We start from the raw sequence: 22,730 nt of genomic DNA on the forward strand, positions 1-22,730 counted from the left end.
CTACCTCTCCGCTCCCCGCCAGTCGGGCTCCCGCCGCTCCGGCACGTGGTCAACCCCGCCCGGGTTGAACGGCTGGCACCGCAACAGGCGCCCGACCGCCAGACCGCCGCCTTTGATCAGGCCGTGTTCGCGCAGCGCCGTGGCGGCGTATTCGGAGCAACTCGGATAGAAGCGGCAGCGCGGCGCGAACAGCGGCGAAATCCACCGCTGGTAGGCCCGGATCAGCGCCGCGGGCCCGGCCGCCGCCAGGCTTGTCATTTGGCCGCTTCCCTCACGCATCTTCCGACCGCTCGCTCCAATTCCCTATAGTCCGCCGATGCCGCCGGCCCCAGCGCCCGCACCACCACCCGTTTGGGCTCTTCCAAGTTGGGCAGTTCCGCCGCCATGATCGCCCTCAGCCGCCTGGCCACCCGGTGCCTGACCACGGAGTTGCCAACCGCTTTGGACACCACCACGCCCCCCTGCCAGACGGCCGTTCCCGTTTGGTCCGCCCCCCGGTTGACCGCCGCCGCGTAGACGACGGCCAGCCGACTGCCGCAACGCCGTCCGTTCCGGATGACGTCTTGAAAGTCGGCTCGCCGCCTGAGGCGATGCGGCTGGGCCAGCACGGCTGGGCGCCTAAGCGGTCAGCTTGGCCCGCCCCCGGCGCCGTCTGGCCGCCACGATGGCACGGCCGGCGCGAGTGCGCATGCGCAGGCGAAAACCGTGCTTCCGGGCACGCCGCCGGTTGTTCGGCTGGTAAGTCCTCTTAGTCACGTGACTACTCCTGAAACGTCCTGGGTGATGCCACCCTTCCCGCGCCGAGGGTGATATCCGGTACCGCGATTGGTCCGTCCCTGCGCAGCCGGGGCCCACACTTGTGGGCAGGAGTCATCGCATAGCCGCAACAAAATCTAGGCGTGCGGGGGCTCCTGGGTCAAACCGGGCGCCCGCCGTCCCGCCGAGCCGCCGCCGGCCGGCGTGTTCGCCTGGGCACCAGGCCACTTGCCCCAAGGCCGCCAACCGCCGTTAGGCTGAGACCTCTAACTTGCGGCGAAAGGGGTCGGCGTTGAGCAATCCACCGGGCATTGACCAGCTTTGGAGCACGGCGGTCGACTCCTTGGTCAGCTCCGGCCAGGTGATGGGCCAGGGCTACGGCTTCATCCAGTTGGTCAAGCCGCTCGGCTTTGTCGGCGACACCGCGTTGTTGGCGGTGGTGAACGACTACGCCAAGGAGTTCTTGGAGTCGCAGTTGCGGGACGCTCTGACGGGGGCGCTTGGAACCGCCGCCGGCCGGCCGGTCAACTTCGCCATCACCGTCGACCCGTCGTTGAGCGAAGTCTTGCCGGCCGAACCGGTCTCACCAGATCCGGAGCCGGTCCCCCCGAGGGCGCCCGTCCAGCCGCCGCCCGCGGCCGGGCACCAATCGCATCTTCAGCCCCGCTACACCTTCGAATCCTTCGTGGTCGGATCCTCGAACCGGTTCGCTGCCGCGGCCGCCCGCGCCGTGGCCGAATCGCCCGCGAAGACCTACAACCCCCTCTTCATCTACGGGGGCTCCGGCCTGGGCAAGACCCACTTGATTCACGCCATCGGCAATTACGCCCTGACGCTGGACCCCAGCCTCAAAATCCTCTACACAACTTCTGAGGAGTTCGCCAACGACTTCATCAACTGCGTGCAGGTCGGCCAAATGGAGGCGTTCAAATACCGCTACCGCAGCAACGACATCCTCCTGATTGACGACATCCAGTTCCTGACCGGCAAGGGCCAGACCATGGAGGAGTTCTTCCACACCTTTAACACGCTTTACAGTTCCGGCAGCCACATCGTCATCACCTCGGACACCCCGCCCAAACAGCTCAACGGCTTCCAGGACCGGCTCTTGACCCGCTTCGAAGGCGGCCTGCAGACGGACGTTTTACCCCCGGAATTGGAGACCAGGATCGCCATTCTGCGTCAGAAGGCGGCCAGCGAGGGCCTGAGCGCCCCGGATGACGTGCTCGAATACATCGCCTCGCGGGTCTCTTCCAACATCCGGGAACTAGAGGGCGCGTTGATCCGCGTGACGGCTTTCGCCAACCTCAGCTCCCAGGCGGTCGACATGTCGCTGGCTGAGATCGTCCTGCGCGACCTCATCACCGACCATGAAACCGAGATCACGCCGACCTTGATCATCGGCCAAACCGCGCAGTACTTCTCTTTGACGCTTGACGACATTTGCGGCCCCTCACGCAGCCGGAATCTGGTCGAGGCCCGCCAGATCGCCATGTACCTGTGCCGCGAATTGACGGACTTGTCGCTGCCGAGCATCGGCCGCGAGTTCGGCGGCCGCGACCACACCACGGTCCTTCACGCCTGCAACAAGGTCAAGTCGACCTTGTCGGAAAAGCCCGCCCTCTACACCAAGATTTCCGAGTTGACCTACCGGATCAAACGCCAAGCCGCGGCCTAGGAAACCGGTGAATAAACCCGCCTCCCAAGCAGCCGGCCGGGCTTGACGCCGCGTTTCCGCTGGTCAGGTTTCCTCTGCCCGTCGCCGCCACGGGCCGAGCGCGGTTATTCGCCAAGCTCCTCGCCCGCTCCGCGTCTAAAGAGCGGGCCGGGCTTCGCCTGTTTGCGTTCCCCGCCCCGATCGGCTCATAAGTGAACGCCGCGTTAACGGTTGGAGAACGTTCGGGGCCATTCTTCCGAAAAAGAATTCCCCAGTTGTGGGAAAACCTGTGGACAGCGGTGGACGACGGGCCGGTTCCGGGGCACAGTCGCCCCCGGAACTGTGGACATCCGCACCCTCGGCCCAGGCGGCCCACAGGCCGGTCATCTTGCCCACCGCCTGTCCACGGCCCTGTCCACAGCCCGAAGCCAGCCCCCACCTGCGCGGCGGCGGGCCGCCCACACATTCCACAGCCCCTACTACTACGATTGCTTAACTCGACTGGAATTGCTGTGGATAGCGCACATCGCTTGGCCGGCGGCCGCCGCCTATTGGCACAGGCGAAAGCGGAAGGGCCAAGACCAGTTTGACGCGGCGTAGGGTTGGATTGAACAAAGAGGATTTGGAGGAAACGCCATGAGGTTCATGGTCGACAGAGATGTGTTGGCGGACGCGGTCGGTTGGGCCGCGAGGGCACTCCCGGCGCGCCCGCCCAGCCCCATCCTGAGCGGCGTGCGGGTCAAGGCCGCCGCGGAGGAAGGCGGCAAGGTGACGTTGGCGAGCTTCGACTACGAGGTCTCGGCCAAAGTCGAGATCGCCGCAGACGTCGAAGACGGCGGCGAGATCCTCGTCTCGGGGCGCCTCCTGGCGGAAATCGCCAAGCTGTTGCCGGCCAAGCCCGTGACCCTCCAACTGGACGGGCCGAAGGCAGTGGTGACCTGCGGTTCTTCGACTTTCACTTTGTTGACCATGACGCTTGACGACTACCCGGCCCTGCCGGTCCTGCCTTCCGCCGTGGGGGCCATCGAGGCGGGCCAGTTCGCCTCGGCCGTCGGCCAGGTCGCGGTGGCCGCCACGCGGGATGAGACACTGCCGCTTCTGACCGGCGTCCGGATCGAGATCGAGGGAGAGAATCTGACCTTCCTGGCCACCGACCGGTACCGCCTGGCCATCAAGGAGCTGACTTGGAAGCCGACCGCCCCCGACGTCTCGAGGGTCGCCCTGGTCAGGGCCCGCACGCTCAGCGACGTCGCGAAGTCTTTTGGGCACACCGAGGAGATCGAGGTGTCATTGACCGCTCCCGGAATCGCGGACATCATCGGTTTCGCGGCCGCCGGCCGCGAAACCACCTCGCTGCTGATCGACGGCGAATACCCGCAGGTTCGAAAGCTCCTGCCGGATTCGTTCGACATCTCGGCGGTTTTGTCGGTCCCGGCCTTGATCGAGGCGGTCAGGCGGGTCTCCTTGGTGGCGGACCGGAACACGCCGGTGCAGATCGCGTTCGAGGAGGGCCAGGCGGTCTTGAACGCCGGCGCGGGCGACGACGCGCAGGCCTCCGAGGTTCTCGAGGCCCAGGTCACCAACCCGATCAATGTTGCCTTCAACCCGCACTACCTCCTTGAGGGCCTGTCGGTGATTGGCGCCCCGGAGGTCAAGCTGCTGATGAACTCCCCGACCAAGCCGGTCCTGTTCCAGGGCCAATCCGACGGCCAAGTCCTCCCGGACTACAAATATCTTCTGGTCCCGATCCGCTTCACGGTCTAGGACGGCGGCCAAAGGGCCGCGATCCAATGGTTGACGAGAGTCAAGCCGACACGGGGTCGCCGTGTCCGCGTCCGGGTCGCGGAAACCGGACGTGGGACGCTGGCGGTGGCTGGTTCTAAACTCGCGCGAGCCACCACTCCAACGGCGCGGAGCCGAGGCCCGGCGGCGGGTCGGAAGCCAGACACTGCAACGAGGCCGCGAGGCGCTGCAATCCGCCGCGCGTGCGCGGGAAGGCCCGGGAGCGGCAGTAGACAATTCCCAGGTGTCCCGGCACGCGCTTGACGGCCGCCGGAAATGTGGTGACATCCTCGGTTACCACGACCCGGCCGTCGGCGACGGCCGCCATGAGGACTTCGGAGTCTGGGGCCCCCATCAGCAGGGGCCTGTCGGCCGTGATCGCAACGGCGTCGATTCCCGTCTCCCGCAGCAGTCGGGCCAATGCGGGCGGATAGTGTTCGTCCAGCAGAAGCCGGATAGCGCTCACCGGACGTGGTCCAATTCCCGCCTGCGCTCCCAAGCCGAAAAGGCCGCCTCCTGCTCGGCCTGAATCCGCGCGACTAGAGCGTCAATCTCCTCCCGGTTGTCCGCCCAGTAGGCCAGCGCCGCCTCGACTTGGTCGGGGCGCAGCCCGGTGGCCTCGGCGACCAGCGAGACGGACCGGTCCGGAGCCCGGTGCTGCAACCAGGCTTCCGCCACAGACCAAATCTCCGGCCCGTCAACGAGCGCCGCGCGCCGTTCGCCCGGCACGGGCTCCACGAAGCGGACGCGCGGATGACCTTGGAGCCGCAGCCATTCGGCGACGGCCACGCTGATCACTCCGGACCGGGTGGCGCCGGTCCGCCGGGTGTGCGCCTCCAGCGCCTCGTCGACTGCTGCCGGAAAACGCACATGCCTCGGAGATACCATGTAACACAGCGTATCGCAGGTACGTCGACGAGCCGAGTCAAGTGGTAGGAAATGGTCGGCGAGAGAATGCTTCGAGGGTCTCAACGGTTCGGTCGGCCGGACGGCCCGCGCGGCGGTGGCTCCGGCGGTTAGTACGCTGGGGCAGTGCATCTGAGCGACCTCGCCTTGACTGACTTCCGGTCGTATCAGGATGCCGTTTTGCACCTTGAGACGGGGGTCACGACCTTCGTTGGCGGGAACGGGCAGGGCAAGACCAATTTGGTGGAGGCCGTCGCCTACCTGGCCACTTTGTCGTCGCACCGGACCGCCACCGACCAGGCGTTGGTCAGGCAAGGCGCCGAGAAAGCCGTCATCCGGGCGCGGCTGGCGCGCGGCGATCGGGCCGCGCAGGTCAGCCTGGAGATCGTCCCCGGGAAGGCGAACCGGGCGTTGATCGGCCGCGCCAAGGTCAGGCCCGTCGAACTGCTGGGAGTGACCAGGGCGGTCGGCTTCGTGCCGGAAGACCTAGCCTTGGTCAAAGGGCCGCCGGACCTCAGACGCCGCTTCCTCGACGAGTTGACGCTGCAACTCAGGCCCTCCATGGCCGGTGGCTTCGCCGACTACCAGCAAGTCGTCCGGCAGCGGTCCGCCCTGTTGAAGTCCCTGGCCGGGCTGGGCGGCGAAAAGCGGCGCGAAGGGATTGGCGGATTGGAAATCTGGGACGGCCCCGCGGCGGCGCTCGGCGCGGCGATCACCGTCCAGCGGCTCGCGCTGGCCGAAAAGCTGCAGCCCCGGGTCGACCAGCTTTACGGGCAGTTGGCCGGCGGGGGAGGCGCCCGTTTGGCGTACCGGCCAACGGTTGAGGCCGCGGCCGGCGATGCCGTGGCGGACGTCGAGCGCAAACTCCTGGACGCGATGGCGGCGGCCAGGGACCGGGAGATCGACCGCGGGGCGTGCCTCTACGGACCGCACCGCGAGGAGTTGGAGTTGACGCTGGGCGAACTGCCGGCGCGCGGATACGCGTCGCACGGCGAATCGTGGTCGCTCGCGTTGGCGCTGCGACTGGGGTCGTTTCAAGTGATCCGGGCGGAGGTGGAAGACGACCCGATCCTGATCTTGGACGACGTGTTCGCGGAATTGGACACGGACAGGCGCCAGGCCCTGACCGGCCTGGTGGCCGGCGTGGAACAGGTCCTGGTGACGGCGGCGGTCCGGAGCGACGTGCCGGACGGACTGACCGACCGCTGGCAGACCGTGGCCGGCGGCCGGGTGTCGGATGATGGCTGAGCGGGCAGGCCGGCGGGGAGCCGGCGGCGAACCGCGAACCGCCGGATCGCTGGGGCCTGGCGAAGGCGGGCTCGCCGGACCACGCGGGGCCGGGCAAGGCGGGGTCGGCGGTTCGGGCTCGGCGGCGGGCGAGGTCCCAGCCGACGGCCGTCCGTCCGGCCCGTCCGGCGAAGGCCGGGACGGAGGGGAGATAGCGGCCGAGCCGGGATCGGCCGCGCAGAAGGCGGTGCTGGCCAGGATCATGCGCGGATCCACCAGGTTCAAGGGCCGCCGGGCCGAGGCGGCCCAGTGGTCGAACAGCCGCGACCCGAAGACGGCCGGAGAACTGGTTGATGAGCTCATAGCGGTCGAGGGTTGGCAGACCGACGCGTCGGCGGGCCTGCTGTTGGCCGACTGGCCCCGGATTGTGGGACCGCAGGTGGCCGCGCACTGCCAGGTGGTCGGCTTGGAAGAGGGCAAACTGACCGTCAAGGCCGACTCGTCGCCGTGGGCCACCGAGATCAGGCTGCTGATCCCGCAATTGCGCGCGGCCATCGACAAACATGTGGGTCCAGGCCTGGTCACCCAAGTCGAGGTGCTCGGCCCGGAGGCCCGCCGGGCCGGTCGCCGCCGAACCTGAAAATGGGGACGGTACCGGTTTCCGGCTTGCCGGAAACCGGTACCGTCCCCATTTTCCTGGGGTTCGCGGGCGGCTGAGGGCCTCACCGGTCCGGAACCGGGCAAATCGGCTCCTGAGGCGCTAGAATAGCTGTCGGCTATCCCTGTACACCCGCCGGGTCTAGGTGCCCGGAAGATAGCCTCTGGCCCGCGACAGGCCAAACCGACTCCTCAACAGAAAGCTGACGCCGTGCCCAGTCTGCCCGACAAGGCCAACGCCACACCTCCAGAGCAACCCCATTACGACGCTGACGACATCACGGTCCTAGAAGGCCTTGACGCGGTCCGGAAGCGCCCGGGCATGTACATCGGCTCGACCGGCGAGCGCGGCCTGCACCACCTTGTCTATGAAGTTGTGGACAACTCTGTGGACGAGGCCCTGGCGGGCTTCGCCACCCGCATCCTGGTGACCATCCTGCCGGACGGCGCCCTGAGGGTGGAGGACAACGGCCGGGGCATCCCCGTGGCCATGCACACCACCGAGCAGAAGAACGCCCTCGAGCTGGTCATGACCGTGCTGCACGCCGGCGGCAAGTTCGGCGGCGGCGGCTACACCGTCTCCGGCGGCCTGCACGGCGTTGGCGTCTCGGTGGTCAACGCCCTGTCGACGCGGCTGGACGCGGAGGTCTACCGCGACGGCTTCGTCTGGAAGATGTCGTTCGACCACGGCTCGCCGATCGGGGAGATCGAACGCGGGGCGCCCACCGGGCGCACCGGCACCGTGATCACGTTCTGGCCGAACCCGGACATCTTCGAGACCGTCGACTTCGACTTCGAGACCCTGCGGCTCCGGTTCATGCAGATGGCGTTCCTGAACAAAGGCCTGACCATCTCGCTGACCGACCAGCGTCCCGGCCACGACACGGGCGAGGAGGGCCCCGAAGAGGCGGGCACCGTCCGGGCCGTCACCTACCGATTCGACAAGGGCCTGATCGACTACGTGGAGCACTTCAACGCCGCCCGCAAGAGCGAGCCGGTCAACCCGGAGGTCATCTACTTCGAGTCGGAGGCGCCCGACTCCTCGATCTCGGTGGAGATCGCGATGCAGTGGACCACCGCCTATTCGGAGGCCGTCCACACGTTCGCCAACACGATCAACACCACGGACGGCGGCACCCACGAGGAAGGCTTCCGGGCCGCGTTGACGTCGCTGATCAACCGCTACGCGCGCGACAAGAACCTTCTCAAGGACAAAGACGACAACCTGACCGGCGAAGACGTCCGCGAGGGTCTGACCGCGGTGATCTCGGTCAAGCTTAAAGAGCCGCAGTTCGAGGGCCAGACCAAAACCAAACTGGGCAACACCGAGGCGAAAACCTTTGTCCAGAAAGTCGTCGGCGAACGCCTGGGGGACTGGCTCGACTCGCACCCGGCGGAGGCCAAGGACATCATCCGCAAAGCCATGCAGGCGGGCGCGGCGCGCCTGGCGGCCCGGAAGGCCCGCGAGGCGACCAGGCGCAAAGGGCTGCTCGAATCCGGCGGCATGCCCGGCAAGCTGAAAGACTGCTCCTCGCGGGATCCCGCCGTGTCGGAGATCTTCATTGTGGAGGGCGACTCGGCCGGCGGCTCGGCCATCCGGGGCCGCAACCCGGAAACGCAGGCGATCCTCCCCATCCGGGGCAAGATCCTGAACGTGGAGAAGGCGCGCCTGGACCGCGCCCTCTCAAACGCGGAAATCCAAGCGCTGATCACCGCGTTCGGGACCGGCATTGGCGAAGACTTCGACCTGGGCAAGCTCCGGTACCACAAGATCGTGCTAATGGCGGACGCGGACGTGGACGGGAAACACATCCAGACGCTGCTGCTGACCCTCCTCTACCGCTACATGCCCTGGCTGATCAAGAACGGGAACGTGTTCCTGGCCCAGCCGCCGTTGTACCGGCTGAAATGGACCAACGCGGAGCATCAATTCGCCTATTCGGACCGGGAACGCGACCAATTGCTGGCCGCCGGGGCGGAATCCGGCAAGCGCATTCCCAAAGATAACGGCATCCAGCGCTACAAGGGCCTGGGCGAAATGAACTACCAGGAGCTTTGGGAGACCACCATGGACCCGGAGCAGCGGACCCTGCTCCAAATCACCATGGAAGAGGCCGCCGCGGTGGAGGAGACCTTTTCGATCCTGATGGGCGAAGACGTCGAATCCCGCAAAGCCTTCATCCAGCGCAACGCCCACGACGTGCGTTTCCTCGACATCTGAGCACAGCTGAGAACGCCCGAGGACACCTGAGGAAAGCTAGGAAAACTTGTGACTGACAACAACGTGACGGGCCCCCAGACCGGGCCGGACGGCATCGGCGGCCAAGGCGAAGACGGCGGGGCCGGAAACGCCGGCGTGATTGTGGACGCCGGGCGGATCGAGCCGGTGGACCTCCAAACCGAAATGCGGCGGTCCTACCTGGACTACGCGATGAGCGTGATTGTGGGCCGGGCGCTGCCGGACATCCGCGACGGGCTCAAACCGGTGCACCGGCGGGTCATCTACGCGATGTACGACGGCGGGTACAGGCCGGACCGCGGCTATTCGAAATGCACGCGCGTGGTCGGCGAGGTCATGGGCCAATACCACCCGCACGGCGACTCGGCCATTTACGACACGTTGGTGCGCCTGGTCCAGGACTGGTCGCTGCGCTACCCGCTGGTGGACGGGCAGGGCAACTTCGGCTCGCCGGGGGACGACGGCGCCGCCGCGCCAAGGTACACCGAATGTCGCATGGCCCCGCTCGCCATGGAGATGGTGCGGGACATCGAACGCGACACCGTCGACTTTCAGGACAACTACGACGGGCGCACCAAAGAACCCGTCGTGCTGCCGGCCAGATTCCCGAACTTGCTGGTCAACGGGTCGGCCGGGATCGCGGTCGGGATGGCCACGAACGTGCCGCCGCACAACCTCCGCGAGGTCGCGGCCGGCGTGCAATGGCACCTGGACCACCCCGAGGCCTCGCGCGAGGAACTGCTTGAGGCGCTGATCGAGCGCATCCCCGGCCCGGATTTCCCCACCGGCGCGCTGATCCTGGGTGTCAAAGGCATCAAAGACGCCTACCGGACTGGGCGCGGCTCCATCACCATGCGGGCCGTCGTGGAAGTCGAGGAAATCGGCGGGCGCAACGCCCTAGTGGTCACCGAACTGCCGTACCAGGTCAACCCCGACCGGCTGGCGGCGCGGATCGGGGAACTGGTCAAAGACGGGCGCATCCAGGGGATAGCGGACCTGCGCGACGAATCGTCCGGGCGGACCGGGCAGCGGTTGGTCATCCTCTTGAAAAGGGACGCGGTTCCCAAGGTGGTGCTGAACAACCTCTACAAGCAGACGCAACTCCAAGACACCTTCGGTGCCAACATGTTGGCGCTGGTGGACGGCGTGCCAAGGGCGCGGACCCTCGACTCGTTCGTGCGGCACTGGACCACCCACCAACTGCAGGTCGTGGTGCGCCGCACGCGCTTCCTGCTCAGGGAAGCCGAGGCCCGCGCCCACATCCTGCGCGGCTACCTCAAAGCGCTGGACGCCCTTGACGACGTGATCGCGCTGATCAGAGCCTCGGCGTCGGTCGAAATCGCCAGGCAGGGCCTGATCGGGCTGCTGGAGGTGGACGAGGTCCAGGCCAACGCCATCCTGGAAATGCAGCTGAGGCGGCTGGCCGCCCTGGAACGGCAGAAAATCATCGACGAGCACAACGCCATCGAGGTCCGGATCGCGGACTACCAGGACATCCTGGGGAACCCCGACCGGCAGCGGCGGATCGTGGCAGACGAACTCCAGGAGATCGTGGCGCGGTTCGGCGACGAGCGCCGCACCCGCATCCTGCCGTTCGAAGGCGAGGTCACCGACGAGGACCTGATCCCCGAAGAAGACGTGGTGGTCACCATCACGCGCGGCGGCTACGCGAAACGGACCCGCGTGGACCAATACCGCTCGCAGCGCCGGGGCGGCAAGGGCGTCAAAGGCGCCCAGTTGCGGGAGGACGACGTGGTGGAGCACTTCTTCACCACCACCACGCACCATTGGCTGCTGTTCTTCACCAACTTCGGCCGCGTCTACCGGACCAAAGGCTACGAGCTGCCCGAAGGCGGCCGCGACGCCAAAGGCCAGCACGTCGCCAACATGCTGGCGTTCCAACCCGGCGAGCGGATCGCGCAGGTGCTCGCCATCAAGGACTACCACCAGGCCGAATACCTGGTCCTGGCCACCAAACGCGGCCTGGTCAAGAAGACGTTCCTGGCGGACTACGACTCGACCCGCTCCGGCGGGATAATCGCCATCAACCTCCGGGAGGACGCGGACGGCGTCAGCGACGAGGTGGTGTCCGCCCGCCTGGTCGACTCCTCCATGGACCTCCTCCTGGTCTCCCGCAAAGGCATGTCGATCCGGTTCACCGCCTGGGACGAGGCCCTGCGCCCAATGGGGCGCGCGACCTCCGGCGTGACCGGCATGCGGTTCAGGCGCGGCGACGAGCTCCTGGCCATGGACGTGGTGCGAGACGGCGCGGACGTGTTCGTGGTCACCGAGGGCGGGTTCGCCAAGCGCACGCCGGTCGGCGAATACCGGGTGCAGGGCCGGGGCGGCCTGGGCATCAAAGTCGCCAAACTCGCCGAGCAGCGCGGCGACCTGGTGGGCGCGCTGATCACCGACCCGGAGGACGAGGTCATGGTCATCATGGAGGGCGGCAAAGTGGTCCGCTCCCGCGTCGACGAGGTCCCCGCCAAGGGCCGCGACACCATGGGCGTGGTGTTCGCCAAACCAGACAGCGGCGACCGGATCATCGCGGTGGCCCGCAACGTTGAGCGCGCCGTCGCGGTGGAGGGCGTGGACGCCCCGCCTGACGGGTCGGCCGGGGAGCCGGCCGCGGAGCAGCCGGAGGTGGAAGCCGCCGCGCCGCCCGCAAGTGACGCTCCCGGCGCCACAGCCGACCACGCCGACGATGCCGTCCCGCCAGAACCGGACTCGTCCGCCGGTAGCACGGATGGTTGAGTTTTGTCAGGTACCGTTGACTGCGATCCAGCCCGCCTGCTGACAGAGAGTGACGACGAATGAGCAGTGAACACGATTCGGCGCCCGCCTCGAAACCGCCAGACGATTCGGGCCACGCCGAATCGGGCGCCGTGGCCGTGGAACGCAAGCCGGTCCAAGCCAAGAGCACGGCGCGGTCCGGCCATGCCGTGGAGCCGCCGCCGTCAATCCGGCCGAAGTCGAAGCCGAAGCCGATCGTGGGTTCCGCCGCCCCGGTCAAACGGGTGGGGCACGGCGACGGCGAATCGGGCCCCAGCCATCCGAAGACCGGCGCCTCGACCGCTGGATCCAAGCGCTCCTACCGCACCACCCGGTCCGTGCCGGTGGTGGTGGGGGAACAGGTGGCGAAGAAGCCCGCCAACGTCGGGGCGGTCACCGGGCCGCCCCGCGCCAGCGCGCGCGCCGCCGTGTCCGGCTCGGCTGGGACGGGCGTCGGGGCTGGGCCGGGAAGCGCGGCATCGGCGGCAAGCACCACCCAAACCGCTGTGAAAGGCGTCGATCCTGGGACGTTCACGCAGGTGGTCGCGGCCGCGGCCGGGATTGAGGCCGCCGGCACGGCCACAGTCGCGACCGACGCCAAAACCAAAGCGAAAGGGCCGAAGCGGGTCAAGCTGAACCTGTCCTACGTGGCGCCGCTCTCAGTCATGAAAATCTCCTTCCTCGTGTCCGTGGCCATGGGGATCGCCTTCGTGGTCGCGATCTTCATCCTGTGGACCGTGCTCAACGACCGGCACATCTTCACTCAGATCGACGCCATGATCACCGAGGTGGTCGGCAAGAACCGGCCCGACGCGCTGAACATCCTGCAATACGTGGAGCAGGGGCGGATCATGTCCGGGGCGGCCATCATCGCCGTGATCGACGTGATCGTGTTCACCATCATCTCCACCCTGGTGGCGGTGATCTACAACATCATCGCCGCGCTGGTCGGAGGCGTGCGGGTGACCCTCAAGGAACGCTGAGCGCCATGCGGGACACCCCCCAAGCGGACCTGCGGGCGCGCGTCCGGGCCCGACCGGACCGGCGTGTTTGCCCCGCAGGGCCTCGGTGGGGTAATCTCGCGGGGCGTTGACTGGCAGGTCAAAGCGGCAACACGGGCCTATAGCTCAGGCGGTTAGAGCGCTTCGCTGATAACGAAGAGGTCGGAGGTTCAAGTCCTCCTAGGCCCACCGGCTCTTGGAGCGTGATGGTGCGCTCGCGGATAGCATGTTGCCGTGTCCTGGTCCGTGTTCGACGTGCGTGATGTGGGGATGCGCGACCGCCTGGCGCTGGTCGAGTACCACTCACGGGTCGTCGCGGCCGCCGTTGACCAGTTGCTCGAGAAGACCGGCGTCTACCTGGATCCGTGTGGCGACACGGTTCTCCACCGCGACCACATGAGGGTTCTGGCGGGGTGTCTCGGACCAGGGGATCCCGCCTTTCGGGAGTTGCTTGAGGCGAGCATTGAGGAAGGCAGGACCTGCTGTTCTGCGGCGACTGACTCCTGATTTCTCCGCAGCCCGGAAAACCGCGCCGCGCAAGGCGTTTCGGCAGTCCGGAGCCGTTCTGATAGCGTCTAGGATGATCCGCACGGGAGCTCGCCGGTCGGGCTTCCGGCCCCAAGGGGGCATCCCTTCGCGGGCCGCCACCCGCGGCCCAAGGCAACACAACCGGGAGGAACACCGCTATGAAGAAGTTTCTGATCGTCCTTGGGCTGGCCGCCGTGGCCTTGCTGGTCTACCGCAAAGTCGCGCAAGACCGAGCCGAACTGGACCTTTGGGCGGAAGTGACCGACCCGGTCGACTGACCTTCCCGTCAGAATGAATCTCGCCCCGGCCTAACCGCCGGGGCCTTGTTGGGGCCGTGGCGCAGTTGGTAGCGCATCTGCTTTGCAAGCAGAGGGTCGCCGGTTCGAATCCGGTCGGCTCCACTCCGTTCCTCCGACCGGACTCGAACTCCGGTGCCGCGCCTTCTGGCGTTGCTTCGCAATAGCGGTTCCGGTCAGCTCCACCAGAGTTCGCTTATCCGAACCACTGACCTGTCCAGTTCGTCTGGGGCGTCATCAGCCAGGGGGATGGGACCGCCTGTTTGCCAGTATCTAGGGACCGCCTTTTGCCGTTATCTGGGCGGGTCGTCTCGGAGGGTCGCCGGGCGGAGTCGGCGGGTGCGTTGCCGCAGGCTTCGCATTCGGCGATGAGGCGCTCCACGGTGGTTGGCCGTGGGAAGCTTCTCGTTGTCCCACCGGCGGCGTGAGGGGCGGAGGCCCCGTCGAGATGGCCGGTGCGCTCTCGCGCCAGCGAGAAAGAAGTCCGAGCGCTTCATCATAATTGGTCGTTTTTGCGCCTATTATTGACGGGTGGAGTTGTCTACGGCGGAGGTGTCCGCTCGACTTGGGTTGTCTCGGCGTCAAGTCCAGCGCCTGGCGGCGTCCGGCCAGCTGCCGACGACCAGGCGGGTGGGGAGGGCCAGGCTGGTGGATGCCGGCGCGGCCGCGCGGCTGGGCGGTCAGGCGCGCGGCCGGGGGCGCCCCTGGGCGCCGGGCACGGCGTGGGCTGCCTTGTGGATGGCGTCTGGCCTTGACGCGGAGTGGGCCGACAGGCAGACGCGGTACCGGATTGCCCGAAGATTGGGGGCCGCGACGCCCGAGGGCCTGGCGTGGGCCTGCCGCGGCCGCGCGGAGGTGAGGCGTTTTCGGGGCGCCGAATCGTTCCTCGGCCCGCTGCGTTCGCGGTTGGCTCTGACGGGAGCCTCGGCGTTGGAGCCCGCGCGGGACCTTTTGGCGCCGTCTGCCGGCGTGGTGGACGGCTACTGCGCGGGTCGCGACCTGGGGGCGCTGGTCGACGAGTTCTTCCTGGTGGACGATCCGGCGGGCAACGTCACGTTGCGGGCAACCGGGTTCGAGTTGATCGCGCCCGGTGGTGCGATGCCGCCGGCGGTGGTCGGCGCCGACTTGCTGGAGTCGGCTAATCCGAGGGAAGCGGCCGCCGGTCGTGCCATCCTGGATGAGTTGCTGCGGTGACGAGGCCGCGTGTCGTCGCGCCTCCGGGAGGCTGGCCGCCCCCTTGGCAGCTGCTTATCGAGGTGCTCGGCGGCCCTGGGGCTTCTGGCTGTGCGCTGGTGGGCGGCCTGATGGCCCAGGTCCACGCCATGTTGGCTGGGGTTACCCCGCACCGGACGACTCACGATGTCGACCTCCTGGTCGACGTGCTCGCACGGCGGGCGTCCGTCGCGTCGGTCGTGGCGGACCTCCGGTCAAGGGGGTTCGAGGCGCAAGAACCCGGCTGGCCCGACTCCCCGTTCCACCGGATGCGTCGGGGCGTTGACGTGGTCGACATCTTGGTCGCGGACCATCTGCCGCGGCATCTGGGCCAACAGATCTCGGGCCGCCCGGTCATGGCCATCGAGGGCGGGGCGCAGGCGCTCGACCGGTTGATCGAGGTGGATATCGCCGACGGCGATGAGGTAGCCACGGTGACGGTGCCGGACCTGCTGGGCGCTCTGGTGCTGAAGGCTGCCGCGAGCGCCGCCGACAACCGTGAGACCGGGCGCCACCTCGAAGACGCCGCCCTGCTGGCGGCGCTCGTCACCGACCACGCCGGCGAGCGCGCACGCCTGCGCGGCTCCGATCGGCGCCGGCTCGGCCGCCTGACCGCGAGGCTGCAGGATCCGGCGCATTCCGCATGGTTGGCGCTGGGCGACGACCTGGCTCGCCGAGGCCAGGACACGCTCCGCATCCTGGCCGGATAAGAGGGGCAAGAACCCCGCACTGCGAAGCGGTCAGGCGTGCTCACTCGAACCGTCCCAATCCGTGGACGCCTCGGCGTGGCCGATTCTCATCTTGACCAGCCATTTCGGCAGCCGGGGCATGTTTCGAATAGTGTCCAGCCACCTCCACTCCGTTCCGCCGAGCGCGGTCGGTAGGCTGAAGACCATGCCCGCAGTCGACCTGAGCAGCGTCCGGGTGAGAGGAATCGTGGCGGATGACCGCGCCCGGAGTTCATATTTCGTTTTCGCCGGGCGCCGGCTGTTTCGCGTCAACGCGGGCAGCGCGAAGGCCGAGTTGATCGCCACTACCCCCACCATTCGGAAGATGGCACCAAAGCTTGGCGCCAGCCGTCCAGGGTGCAACGAGCTCGAGATCAAGCTCTACAGCGACGGCAATTGGGTTTGCGTGACGGAGCGGTTTGGGACCCACGCGGCGCTGGTGAAAGTGGACACCGGGGATGCGCGGCCGCTGCGGCGTGAGAATCATGATGCAGATGTGTCCAGCTACTCCATTGGGTTTCTTCGGCAATCGGACACGGGACGCACGCTGCTGATCGCCCAAACCCAGTGGAACCGACTTGACGTGTTTGACGCGGCCACCGGCGAGTGTTTGACAAACCGCGAGGTGAAAATACGCAAGCTAGGCCAGAAAGCCGGGGAAACCTATCCGGAGTACGAATACACAAACTACGTCGACTATTTCCATTCATTATTGTTGGTTTCCCCCGATTCGCGTCACTTTCTCGACAACGGTTGGGTGTGGCACCCGGTGGGCACGGTGCTCGCGTTTTCGACCGAGGCGTTCCTCCACCGCTGGGAGCCAACGGCGGCATGGTGCTCGGGTTCCGGGGACAGCTGGGACCGTCCGGCCGCGTTCCTGGACAATAGGCGGTTCGCGCTGGCCTTGGATGATCTCCGCCCTGACGAGCGACTGAATGAGGAGGACCTCGGCGGCTACAAGTACCGCCAACTTGGTTTGTTCACGCTCCCAGACTTCCCGCCGCCTGACGGAAAGACAACTTGGATTGAGCCCGTCTCCTATGTCGACTGCGATGTCTTCCCGCGCAACTCGCATGGCGAGGTGACCGGCGAACTGCACTACGACTCGGCGCGCAATTGCCTGATCGCCATCACCGAGACCAACGGCGCCTTCGCCCTGTCGCTGGAGGGCGAAGTGCTGGCGCACATGCCCGACGTTTTCATACCCGCCCCGCCGTCACCGGATGGGGCCCTGGGCAACCTGTGCGCCAGAGCCTTGGGCTGGACGTATTCGGCGAAGCATCGCGTCTTCTACCGGTACGCCGACGGGGGCGTGGAGGAGCGGACGCTCCCCGAATAGTCAAGCCGGGCGTGCCTGGGCGACGGGGGGCACGGCATCGGCGCTGATCAAAAGTCCACGTGGGGGCCCTTGTGAGGCTCCACGGGGGTCTGTACGCTCCATGGAGGAAGCGGCGGCCCCAAAGACGGCGGCCTGACTCAATCCCTCATCGGAGAGGCGACCATGAAAAGTGTTGCGCCAACAGCTGGCCCGGCCTGTCCGCCCGAGAAAGAAGAACTGAACGAGGCGCGCTTGGCCGCGCTGATCAACGAGTGCCCGGACGCCAGAAGCGGCCTCATCCAAGTGCTGCACCTGGCCCAAACGAATTACGGCTACCTGCCGCTCAGCGTGCAGAAAATGATCGCGGCGCGGATGAGCCTGCCCTTGTCGCAGGTGGCGGGAGTCGTGACCTTCTACTCGTTCTTCTCCACGGTGCCGCGCGGCGAGCACATCATCCGGGTCTGCCTGGGCACGGCGTGCTACATCCGCGGCGGCAAGCGACTGGTCGACCACTTGGAGGAGACGTTGGGAGTCGCGGTGGGCGGTGTGACCGAGGACCGCAAGTTCTCCTGCGACGTGGCCCGCTGCATCGGGGCCTGCGGTTTGGCTCCGGCCGTGATGATCGACGACGTGGTGCACAAGCAGGTCACGCCCGCCAAGTTGGACGCGATTCGAGCCGAGTACTGACAAGGAGGAGGCGCCGTGAAAACTGCGCTACGGCTTAGCACGGTTGGCGAACTGACGCGCGTCAAAGACCGCTATCGGTCGCGCCTGTCCAAGTACCGGTATCAGGCGCTGGTGTGCGGCGGGACCGGTTGCGTCTCCGCCAACTCCGCCGCGATAGCCGCGGCCCTGAAGGACGCGGTGGCGAAGCACGGGATCGGGGACCAGGTCGCAGTCATCCAAAGAGGATGCATGGGCACCTGCGCGGTCGGCCCGGTGGTCTACGTGCTGCCGGATGGTGCCTACTACTCCGAACTCACGCCCGAGAAAATCGAACAGATCGTTGTCAGCCACTTCCTCAAGGGCCAGCCAGTCGAGGAGTACGCGTTTTACGACAGCGTCCAGGGCAGGCACGCGTTGGATATCGACTCCGTGGCGTTCTTCCGCGACCAGATGCGCGTCGCCCTGCGCAATTGCGGCGTGATCGATGTGGAAAATGTGGACGCCTACATAGCCCGCGACGGCTACACGGCGATCGCCAAAGCGCTGCGACGGGCCCCGGCCGAAGTGGTCGAAGAGATCACGAAGTCCGGCCTGCGGGGCCGGGGTGGCGCCGGCTTCCCGACCGGCGTCAAATGGGAGGCGTGCAGGAAGGTGGCGGGCGACCAGAAATACATCGTCTGCAACGCCGACGAGGGGGATCCGGGCGCTTTCATGGACCGCAGCATTATGGAGGGAGACCCTCACCGTATGCTGGAAGGCATGATCATCGCCGCTCTGGCCTGCGGGGCCAGCCGGGGTTATATCTATGTGCGGGCGGAATACCCTATGGCGGTCAGCCGGCTTAAGACCGCTATTATCCAGGCCGGGGAATGGGGTATTCTGGGGGAAAATATCCTGGGCAGCGGATTTGCTTTCAATTTGCGCATCAATCGCGGCGCCGGAGCTTTTGTCTGCGGTGAAGGCAGCGCTCTCACCGCTTCCATTGAAGGCAAACGAGGCATGCCCAGGGTAAAACCGCCCCGCACGGTAGAGCACGGGCTTTTTAATATGCCTACCGTCCTCAACAATGTGGAGACCTTTGCCAATGTCCCGGAGATTATCCTGCGCGGCGCTGACTGGTACAAAAGCATGGGCCCGGAAAAAAGCCCCGGCACCAAGGCCTTCGCTCTGACCGGCAATATTGTCAACACCGGATTAATCGAAGTGCCTATGGGCACCGCTTTGCAGGAAGTAATCTTCGATATCGGAGGAGGCATCCGTGACGGCGCCGCTTTCAAAGCGGTGCAGATAGGCGGGCCCTCCGGCGGCTGCCTCACCAGAGAACATCTCAATCTCCCTCTTGATTTTGATTCCCTGAAAAAAGCCGGAGCCATGATCGGATCAGGCGGCCTGGTGGTCATGGACGATAAAACCTGCATGGTGGAAGTCGCCCGTTTTTTTATGAATTTTACCCAAAACGAATCCTGCGGCAAATGTGTCCCCTGCCGGGAAGGAACCAAACGCATGCTGGAAATTTTGCAAAATATTGTAGAGGGCAAGGGCCGGGACGGCGATATTGATCTCCTTCTGGAACTGGCCGATACCATTTCCTCCACTGCCTTGTGCGGGCTGGGCAAAACCGCGGCATCCCCGGTAGTCAGCACTATCAGCGGTTTTTTGGATGAATATAAGGCGCATATTTATGACAAAAAATGCCCGGCCGGAAGCTGTCCTCATTTAAAAATTTTCCATATTGATCCCGAGCTGTGCAAGGGCTGCTCCAAATGCGCCCGGCGCTGCCCGGCGGAAGCCATATCCGGCAAAATTAAAGAAACTTTCACTATTGACGCCGCCCGGTGCATAAAATGCGGGGCTTGCGTGGAGGCCTGTTCTTTTCAGGCGATCAAGGAGAAATAAAAATATGAAAGAAAAAACGTACATAACTATAGACGGAATGCCTGTGCCCATCAATGGTGAAAAAAATCTGCTGGATTTAATCCGCAAGATAGGCGTTGAGCTGCCTACCTTCTGTTATTATTCCGAGCTTTCCATTTACGGCGCCTGCCGCATGTGCATGGTGGAAAATAAATGGGGAGAAATGGAAGCCGCCTGCTCCACTCCTCCCCAGGCGGGCATGGAAATCAAAACCAATACCGAGAGTCTGCGCAAATACCGCAAAATAATTCTGGAACTTCTCCTGGCCAATCATTGCCGCGACTGCACCACTTGCCACAATAACGGCAGCTGCAAGCTGCAGGAGCTGGCCATGCGTTTTAACATAGACCGGGTGCGTTTTGCTAACACTTCCCAAGAATCTGACACAGATGATTCCTCTCTCTGCATTACCCGAGACAGGAATAAATGCATTCTCTGCGGCGACTGCGTGCGTATGTGCCACGAGGTGCAAAATGTGGGGGCTATTGATTTTGCCCACCGCGGCTCCAAGATGACTATCAGCACCTCTTTTGAGGTCCCGCTGGCGGAGTCCAACTGTGTGGGCTGCGGGCAATGCGCGGCGGTCTGCCCCACCGGAGCTATTGTGGTTAAAAACGATACTCAGAAATTATGGCAGGCTCTAAGCGACAAAGGGGTCAAGGTCATCGCCCAGATTGCCCCGGCAGTGCGAGTGGCGGTGAGCCGGAGCTTAGGCCTGGGGGAAACGGAAAATTCCATGGGCCGGATTGTGGCGGCCTTGCGGCGCATGGGTTTTGATGAGATATTTGATACCGCCACCGGAGCGGATCTCACGGTTCTGGAAGAAGCCAATGAATTTCAGACCCGGCTGGAGACCAACCCTTCTTTGCCCCTGTTCACTTCCTGCTGCCCGGCCTGGGTCAGTTATTGTGAAAAAAAACACCCCGAGTTGATGCCCGCTGTGTCAAGCTGCCGCTCTCCCATGCAAATGTTTGCCGCGCTTATCAAAGAGCATTACAGCAAATCCAACCGCAAGCTGTTTCATGCGGCCATCATGCCCTGCACTGCCAAAAAATTTGAAGCGGCGCGGCCGGAGCTCGCCGTTGACGGCACGGTGCAGGTGGATTGCGTGCTTACCACTCAGGAACTTATTCATATGATTAAGGAGGCAGGTATCATTTTCAGCGAACTGGAACCGGAGGCGGTTGACATGCCTTTTGGCGCCATAACCGGGGCGGGGATTATCTTTGGCGTAAGCGGCGGGGTTGCGGAGGCGGTGGTACGCCGTATTGCCTCTGATAAAACTCCCGGCGCTCTCAGATCTATTGCTTTCACCGGAGTGCGCGGTATGCAAGGCAGCAAAGAAGCTACGGTGGCGGTAGGTGAAAGGGAAGTAAAGATAGCCGTGGTCAGCGGCCTGGCCAATGCCGAGACCCTAATCAGGCGCATTAAAGACGGCGGTCATTATGATTTTGTGGAGGTTATGGCTTGCCCCGGCGGCTGTGTCAGCGGCGCCGGCCAGCCTTTTGCCAGCTTTGCCGGCAAAGAAGAACGCGGCCGGCAATTATATGCCGCCGACAAGCTCACCAACATTAAACGTTCCGAAGAGAATCCTCTCATGCTGGGTTTATATAACGGCCTGTTAAGAGGCAAAGTTCACAAATTGCTGCATGTCCATTACGGCCATGAGCGTCAAGGAGCATAATTATCATGGTCGATTTGAATATTTGTGTGGGCAGTTCCTGCCATTTAAAAGGTTCCTATAACGTGATCCAGATCTTTCAGCAATTGATTGAAGATGGACGCTTGCATGAAAAGATTAACATGCAAGCCACTTTTTGCATGAAACAATGCCAGGAAGGGGTCTCGGTGCTGATTGGCGGTAAAGAGTTCAGTATCCTGCCGGAAACATCACGGGAATTCTTCCGCACGGTAGTTTTGCCCCAAGTGGATCCGTAAGCAAGCACATGAACAAAGAGGCAAAGCCATGCGGAATCTGATTGCCAAGGATCGCGAAAAATGCGCGGGCTGCAATCGTTGCATCCGCGTATGTCAAGTTCCGGAAGCCAATGTGGGCCGCATGGAAGACGGACAAAATATATATGGACGACAAAAATATATTATCTGCGGCGCTTGTCGGCATGAGGCGCGTAATTTTGCCGGAGGATTACCTGCGGAGCTATTCTGCCCGCCCGGTCATGAAAATTGCCTTAAATATCCGCATTATCTCTTTGAACGCGTCAATTGCGGCCGCCGGAGCCGGAGAATCTAGTGCGCTGTGACACTTAAAAATGTACATCAAGCAGCGCACTAGCCGCCGGGCGATCAAGCCCGGCTTAGCCGCGCTCCGAGCGGCGTAAGCTTATCCGAAAACCACGCTTTTCGGCTTTAGCGATCTTAAGAGCTTAAAACGAAACGAATGTATAGTTTTAAGCGACACATGACACTAGGCTTTGGGCTGTTAAGCAAAGTCAATGGATTCTTCAGTTCTTGTTCGAGACATGACAATGATGAGCAATAACATGACACCCAGTGACAAAACTTTAAAACAGCCGCAGCAAAGATGGCCATAGCTCGTGCCATATCCGGGTTAACTTTAAGAAGGCAGGCTGCGGCTGCCAAGCATTGCCCAAAGCCTGGCCCAAGCCGAAAAGCGCGCTTTTCGGCTTGGGCGGTCTTAAGCTTCTGAATGACCGCCCGGCTGTTATCGCAAAGTGAATATGCTCTAATCGAAGCTGTGTGAAAAAATGATTTTTTTTGCCGGACAATCTGTTATTATTAGTGTCAGCAAGTTGAGACCGTTGCCTGAATTATTCCAATTGTCAAGCAAAGCGCGGCGGCTGTTATTTATTGCTTTCCGCGCCAGCAGAGGTCAGTTTATTGAAATTAATTGCCTCCCGCCGTCCCTGCCGGGGCCGGCTGATTCTTAATTATCCCGTTTGGCTGCTGGTTTGGGGGCTGGGCCTGCTGTTGCAAAGCGCTCCCGCTGCTGCTGCCGTTTCCGCGCCCCATTACGCGGTGCAGGCGGGAGTTTTTGCCGGCCCCATCCAATCCGGCCGTTTGGCGGAAACCCTCTCCCAGTCCGGCTATGC

The 22,730-nt window shown here is 64.4% G+C and carries 23 protein-coding genes and 2 tRNA genes; 19 read left to right on the forward strand and 6 right to left on the reverse strand.

Annotated features, from left to right (window positions below):
• The 3 genes from yidD to rpmH are packed head-to-tail and all read right to left on the reverse strand — an operon-like array spanning position 1 to position 756.
• Entirely contained in the window at positions 1 to 258 is a 258-nt protein-coding gene (yidD, locus tag LBC97_05305) for a membrane protein insertion efficiency factor YidD (GenBank protein ID MDR2565471.1), read from the reverse strand.
• Complete coding sequence (rnpA, locus tag LBC97_05310) at positions 255 to 608, reverse strand: ribonuclease P protein component (GenBank protein MDR2565472.1); 354 nt, start codon at positions 606 to 608, stop codon at positions 255 to 257. The genes yidD and rnpA overlap by 4 nt, the downstream gene beginning before the upstream one ends.
• 10 nt (positions 609 to 618) lie before the next feature.
• Positions 619 to 756: a 50S ribosomal protein L34 gene (gene rpmH / locus LBC97_05315; GenBank protein MDR2565473.1), complete on the reverse strand. Its 138-nt coding sequence runs from the start codon at positions 754 to 756 to the stop codon at positions 619 to 621.
• 292 nt (positions 757 to 1,048) lie between these two features.
• Here rpmH and dnaA point away from each other — a divergent pair, with 292 nt between their 5' ends.
• Both dnaA and dnaN read left to right on the forward strand, forming a co-directional pair.
• Positions 1,049 to 2,434 (forward strand): chromosomal replication initiator protein DnaA, encoded by a 1,386-nt coding sequence (dnaA, locus tag LBC97_05320; GenBank protein MDR2565474.1) that lies wholly within the window; start codon positions 1,049 to 1,051, stop codon positions 2,432 to 2,434.
• A gap of 615 nt (positions 2,435 to 3,049) precedes the next feature.
• Positions 3,050 to 4,177, forward strand: coding sequence for a DNA polymerase III subunit beta (gene dnaN / locus LBC97_05325; protein ID MDR2565475.1), 1,128 nt, complete (start codon positions 3,050 to 3,052; stop codon positions 4,175 to 4,177).
• 115 nt (positions 4,178 to 4,292) lie between these two features.
• Here the strand turns inward: dnaN and LBC97_05330 are convergent, their stop codons facing one another.
• Together LBC97_05330 and LBC97_05335 are read right to left on the reverse strand one after the other, a co-directional pair.
• Positions 4,293 to 4,661 carry a DUF5615 family PIN-like protein gene (locus tag LBC97_05330; GenBank protein MDR2565476.1) on the reverse strand — a complete coding sequence of 123 codons (369 nt, stop codon included), beginning with the start codon at positions 4,659 to 4,661 and terminating at the stop codon, positions 4,293 to 4,295.
• Complete coding sequence (locus LBC97_05335; protein MDR2565477.1) at positions 4,658 to 5,083, reverse strand: hypothetical protein; 426 nt, start codon at positions 5,081 to 5,083, stop codon at positions 4,658 to 4,660. Before LBC97_05335 ends, LBC97_05330 begins: the two co-directional genes overlap by 4 nt.
• Before the next feature lie 144 nt (positions 5,084 to 5,227).
• Between LBC97_05335 and recF the strand changes: the two genes are divergently transcribed.
• The 11 genes from recF (at position 5,228) to LBC97_05390 (ending at position 15,743) form a co-directional block, all read left to right on the forward strand.
• Positions 5,228 to 6,349, forward strand: a complete 1,122-nt coding sequence (gene recF, locus LBC97_05340; GenBank protein ID MDR2565478.1) for a DNA replication/repair protein RecF — start codon at positions 5,228 to 5,230, stop codon at positions 6,347 to 6,349.
• Positions 6,342 to 6,968: a DUF721 domain-containing protein gene (locus LBC97_05345; protein ID MDR2565479.1), complete on the forward strand. Its 627-nt coding sequence runs from the start codon at positions 6,342 to 6,344 to the stop codon at positions 6,966 to 6,968. Before recF ends, LBC97_05345 begins: the two co-directional genes overlap by 8 nt.
• A 237-nt stretch (positions 6,969 to 7,205) precedes the next feature.
• On the forward strand, positions 7,206 to 9,206 hold the full coding sequence (gene gyrB, locus LBC97_05350; GenBank protein MDR2565480.1) for a DNA topoisomerase (ATP-hydrolyzing) subunit B: 2,001 nt from the start codon (positions 7,206 to 7,208) through the stop codon (positions 9,204 to 9,206).
• A 93-nt stretch (positions 9,207 to 9,299) separates the two neighbouring features.
• Complete coding sequence (gene gyrA, locus LBC97_05355) at positions 9,300 to 11,978, forward strand: DNA gyrase subunit A (protein MDR2565481.1); 2,679 nt, start codon at positions 9,300 to 9,302, stop codon at positions 11,976 to 11,978.
• Positions 11,979 to 12,037: 59 nt separating this feature from the next.
• Entirely contained in the window at positions 12,038 to 12,979 is a 942-nt protein-coding gene (locus LBC97_05360) for a DUF3566 domain-containing protein (protein MDR2565482.1), read from the forward strand.
• Positions 12,980 to 13,112: 133 nt separating this feature from the next.
• Positions 13,113 to 13,186, forward strand: a tRNA-Ile gene (locus LBC97_05365).
• A gap of 45 nt (positions 13,187 to 13,231) precedes the next feature.
• A complete protein-coding gene (locus tag LBC97_05370; protein MDR2565483.1) occupies positions 13,232 to 13,504 on the forward strand; it encodes a hypothetical protein in 273 nt (90 codons plus the stop codon).
• 179 nt (positions 13,505 to 13,683) lie between these two features.
• Positions 13,684 to 13,803: a DLW-39 family protein gene (locus LBC97_05375; protein ID MDR2565484.1), complete on the forward strand. Its 120-nt coding sequence runs from the start codon at positions 13,684 to 13,686 to the stop codon at positions 13,801 to 13,803.
• A 50-nt stretch (positions 13,804 to 13,853) separates the two neighbouring features.
• Positions 13,854 to 13,926 (forward strand) — tRNA-Ala (locus LBC97_05380).
• Positions 13,927 to 14,352: 426 nt separating this feature from the next.
• Positions 14,353 to 15,015 (forward strand): helix-turn-helix domain-containing protein, encoded by a 663-nt coding sequence (locus LBC97_05385; protein ID MDR2565485.1) that lies wholly within the window; start codon positions 14,353 to 14,355, stop codon positions 15,013 to 15,015.
• A complete protein-coding gene (locus tag LBC97_05390) occupies positions 15,012 to 15,743 on the forward strand; it encodes a hypothetical protein (GenBank protein MDR2565486.1) in 732 nt (243 codons plus the stop codon). Before LBC97_05385 ends, LBC97_05390 begins: the two co-directional genes overlap by 4 nt.
• A 30-nt stretch (positions 15,744 to 15,773) precedes the next feature.
• Here LBC97_05390 and LBC97_05395 read toward each other — a convergent pair whose 3' ends face one another.
• Positions 15,774 to 15,929, reverse strand: coding sequence for a hypothetical protein (locus LBC97_05395; protein MDR2565487.1), 156 nt, complete (start codon positions 15,927 to 15,929; stop codon positions 15,774 to 15,776).
• Here LBC97_05395 and LBC97_05400 point away from each other — a divergent pair.
• From LBC97_05400 to LBC97_05425, 6 genes are all read left to right on the forward strand, one after another.
• Positions 15,928 to 17,100 carry a hypothetical protein gene (locus LBC97_05400; GenBank protein ID MDR2565488.1) on the forward strand — a complete coding sequence of 391 codons (1,173 nt, stop codon included), beginning with the start codon at positions 15,928 to 15,930 and terminating at the stop codon, positions 17,098 to 17,100. The two genes, LBC97_05395 and LBC97_05400, sit on opposite strands and share 2 nt — an antisense overlap.
• 162 nt (positions 17,101 to 17,262) lie before the next feature.
• Positions 17,263 to 17,766 carry an NAD(P)H-dependent oxidoreductase subunit E gene (locus tag LBC97_05405; protein ID MDR2565489.1) on the forward strand — a complete coding sequence of 168 codons (504 nt, stop codon included), beginning with the start codon at positions 17,263 to 17,265 and terminating at the stop codon, positions 17,764 to 17,766.
• A gap of 15 nt (positions 17,767 to 17,781) precedes the next feature.
• The gene (locus LBC97_05410) at positions 17,782 to 19,641 is read left to right on the forward strand and encodes an NADH-quinone oxidoreductase subunit NuoF (protein MDR2565490.1); all 1,860 of its coding nucleotides are present in this window, start codon (positions 17,782 to 17,784) and stop codon (positions 19,639 to 19,641) included.
• Between the two features lie 4 nt (positions 19,642 to 19,645).
• Complete coding sequence (locus LBC97_05415) at positions 19,646 to 21,343, forward strand: [FeFe] hydrogenase, group A (GenBank protein ID MDR2565491.1); 1,698 nt, start codon at positions 19,646 to 19,648, stop codon at positions 21,341 to 21,343.
• Between the two features lie 5 nt (positions 21,344 to 21,348).
• On the forward strand, positions 21,349 to 21,597 hold the full coding sequence (locus LBC97_05420) for a (2Fe-2S) ferredoxin domain-containing protein (GenBank protein MDR2565492.1): 249 nt from the start codon (positions 21,349 to 21,351) through the stop codon (positions 21,595 to 21,597).
• An 891-nt stretch (positions 21,598 to 22,488) separates the two neighbouring features.
• The coding region (locus tag LBC97_05425; GenBank protein ID MDR2565493.1) for a hypothetical protein at positions 22,489 to 22,730 on the forward strand (242 nt) is incomplete at its 3' end.

The organism is Bifidobacteriaceae bacterium (genome assembly GCA_031281585.1).
Taxonomy (GTDB): domain Bacteria; phylum Actinomycetota; class Actinomycetes; order Actinomycetales; family WQXJ01; genus JAIRTF01.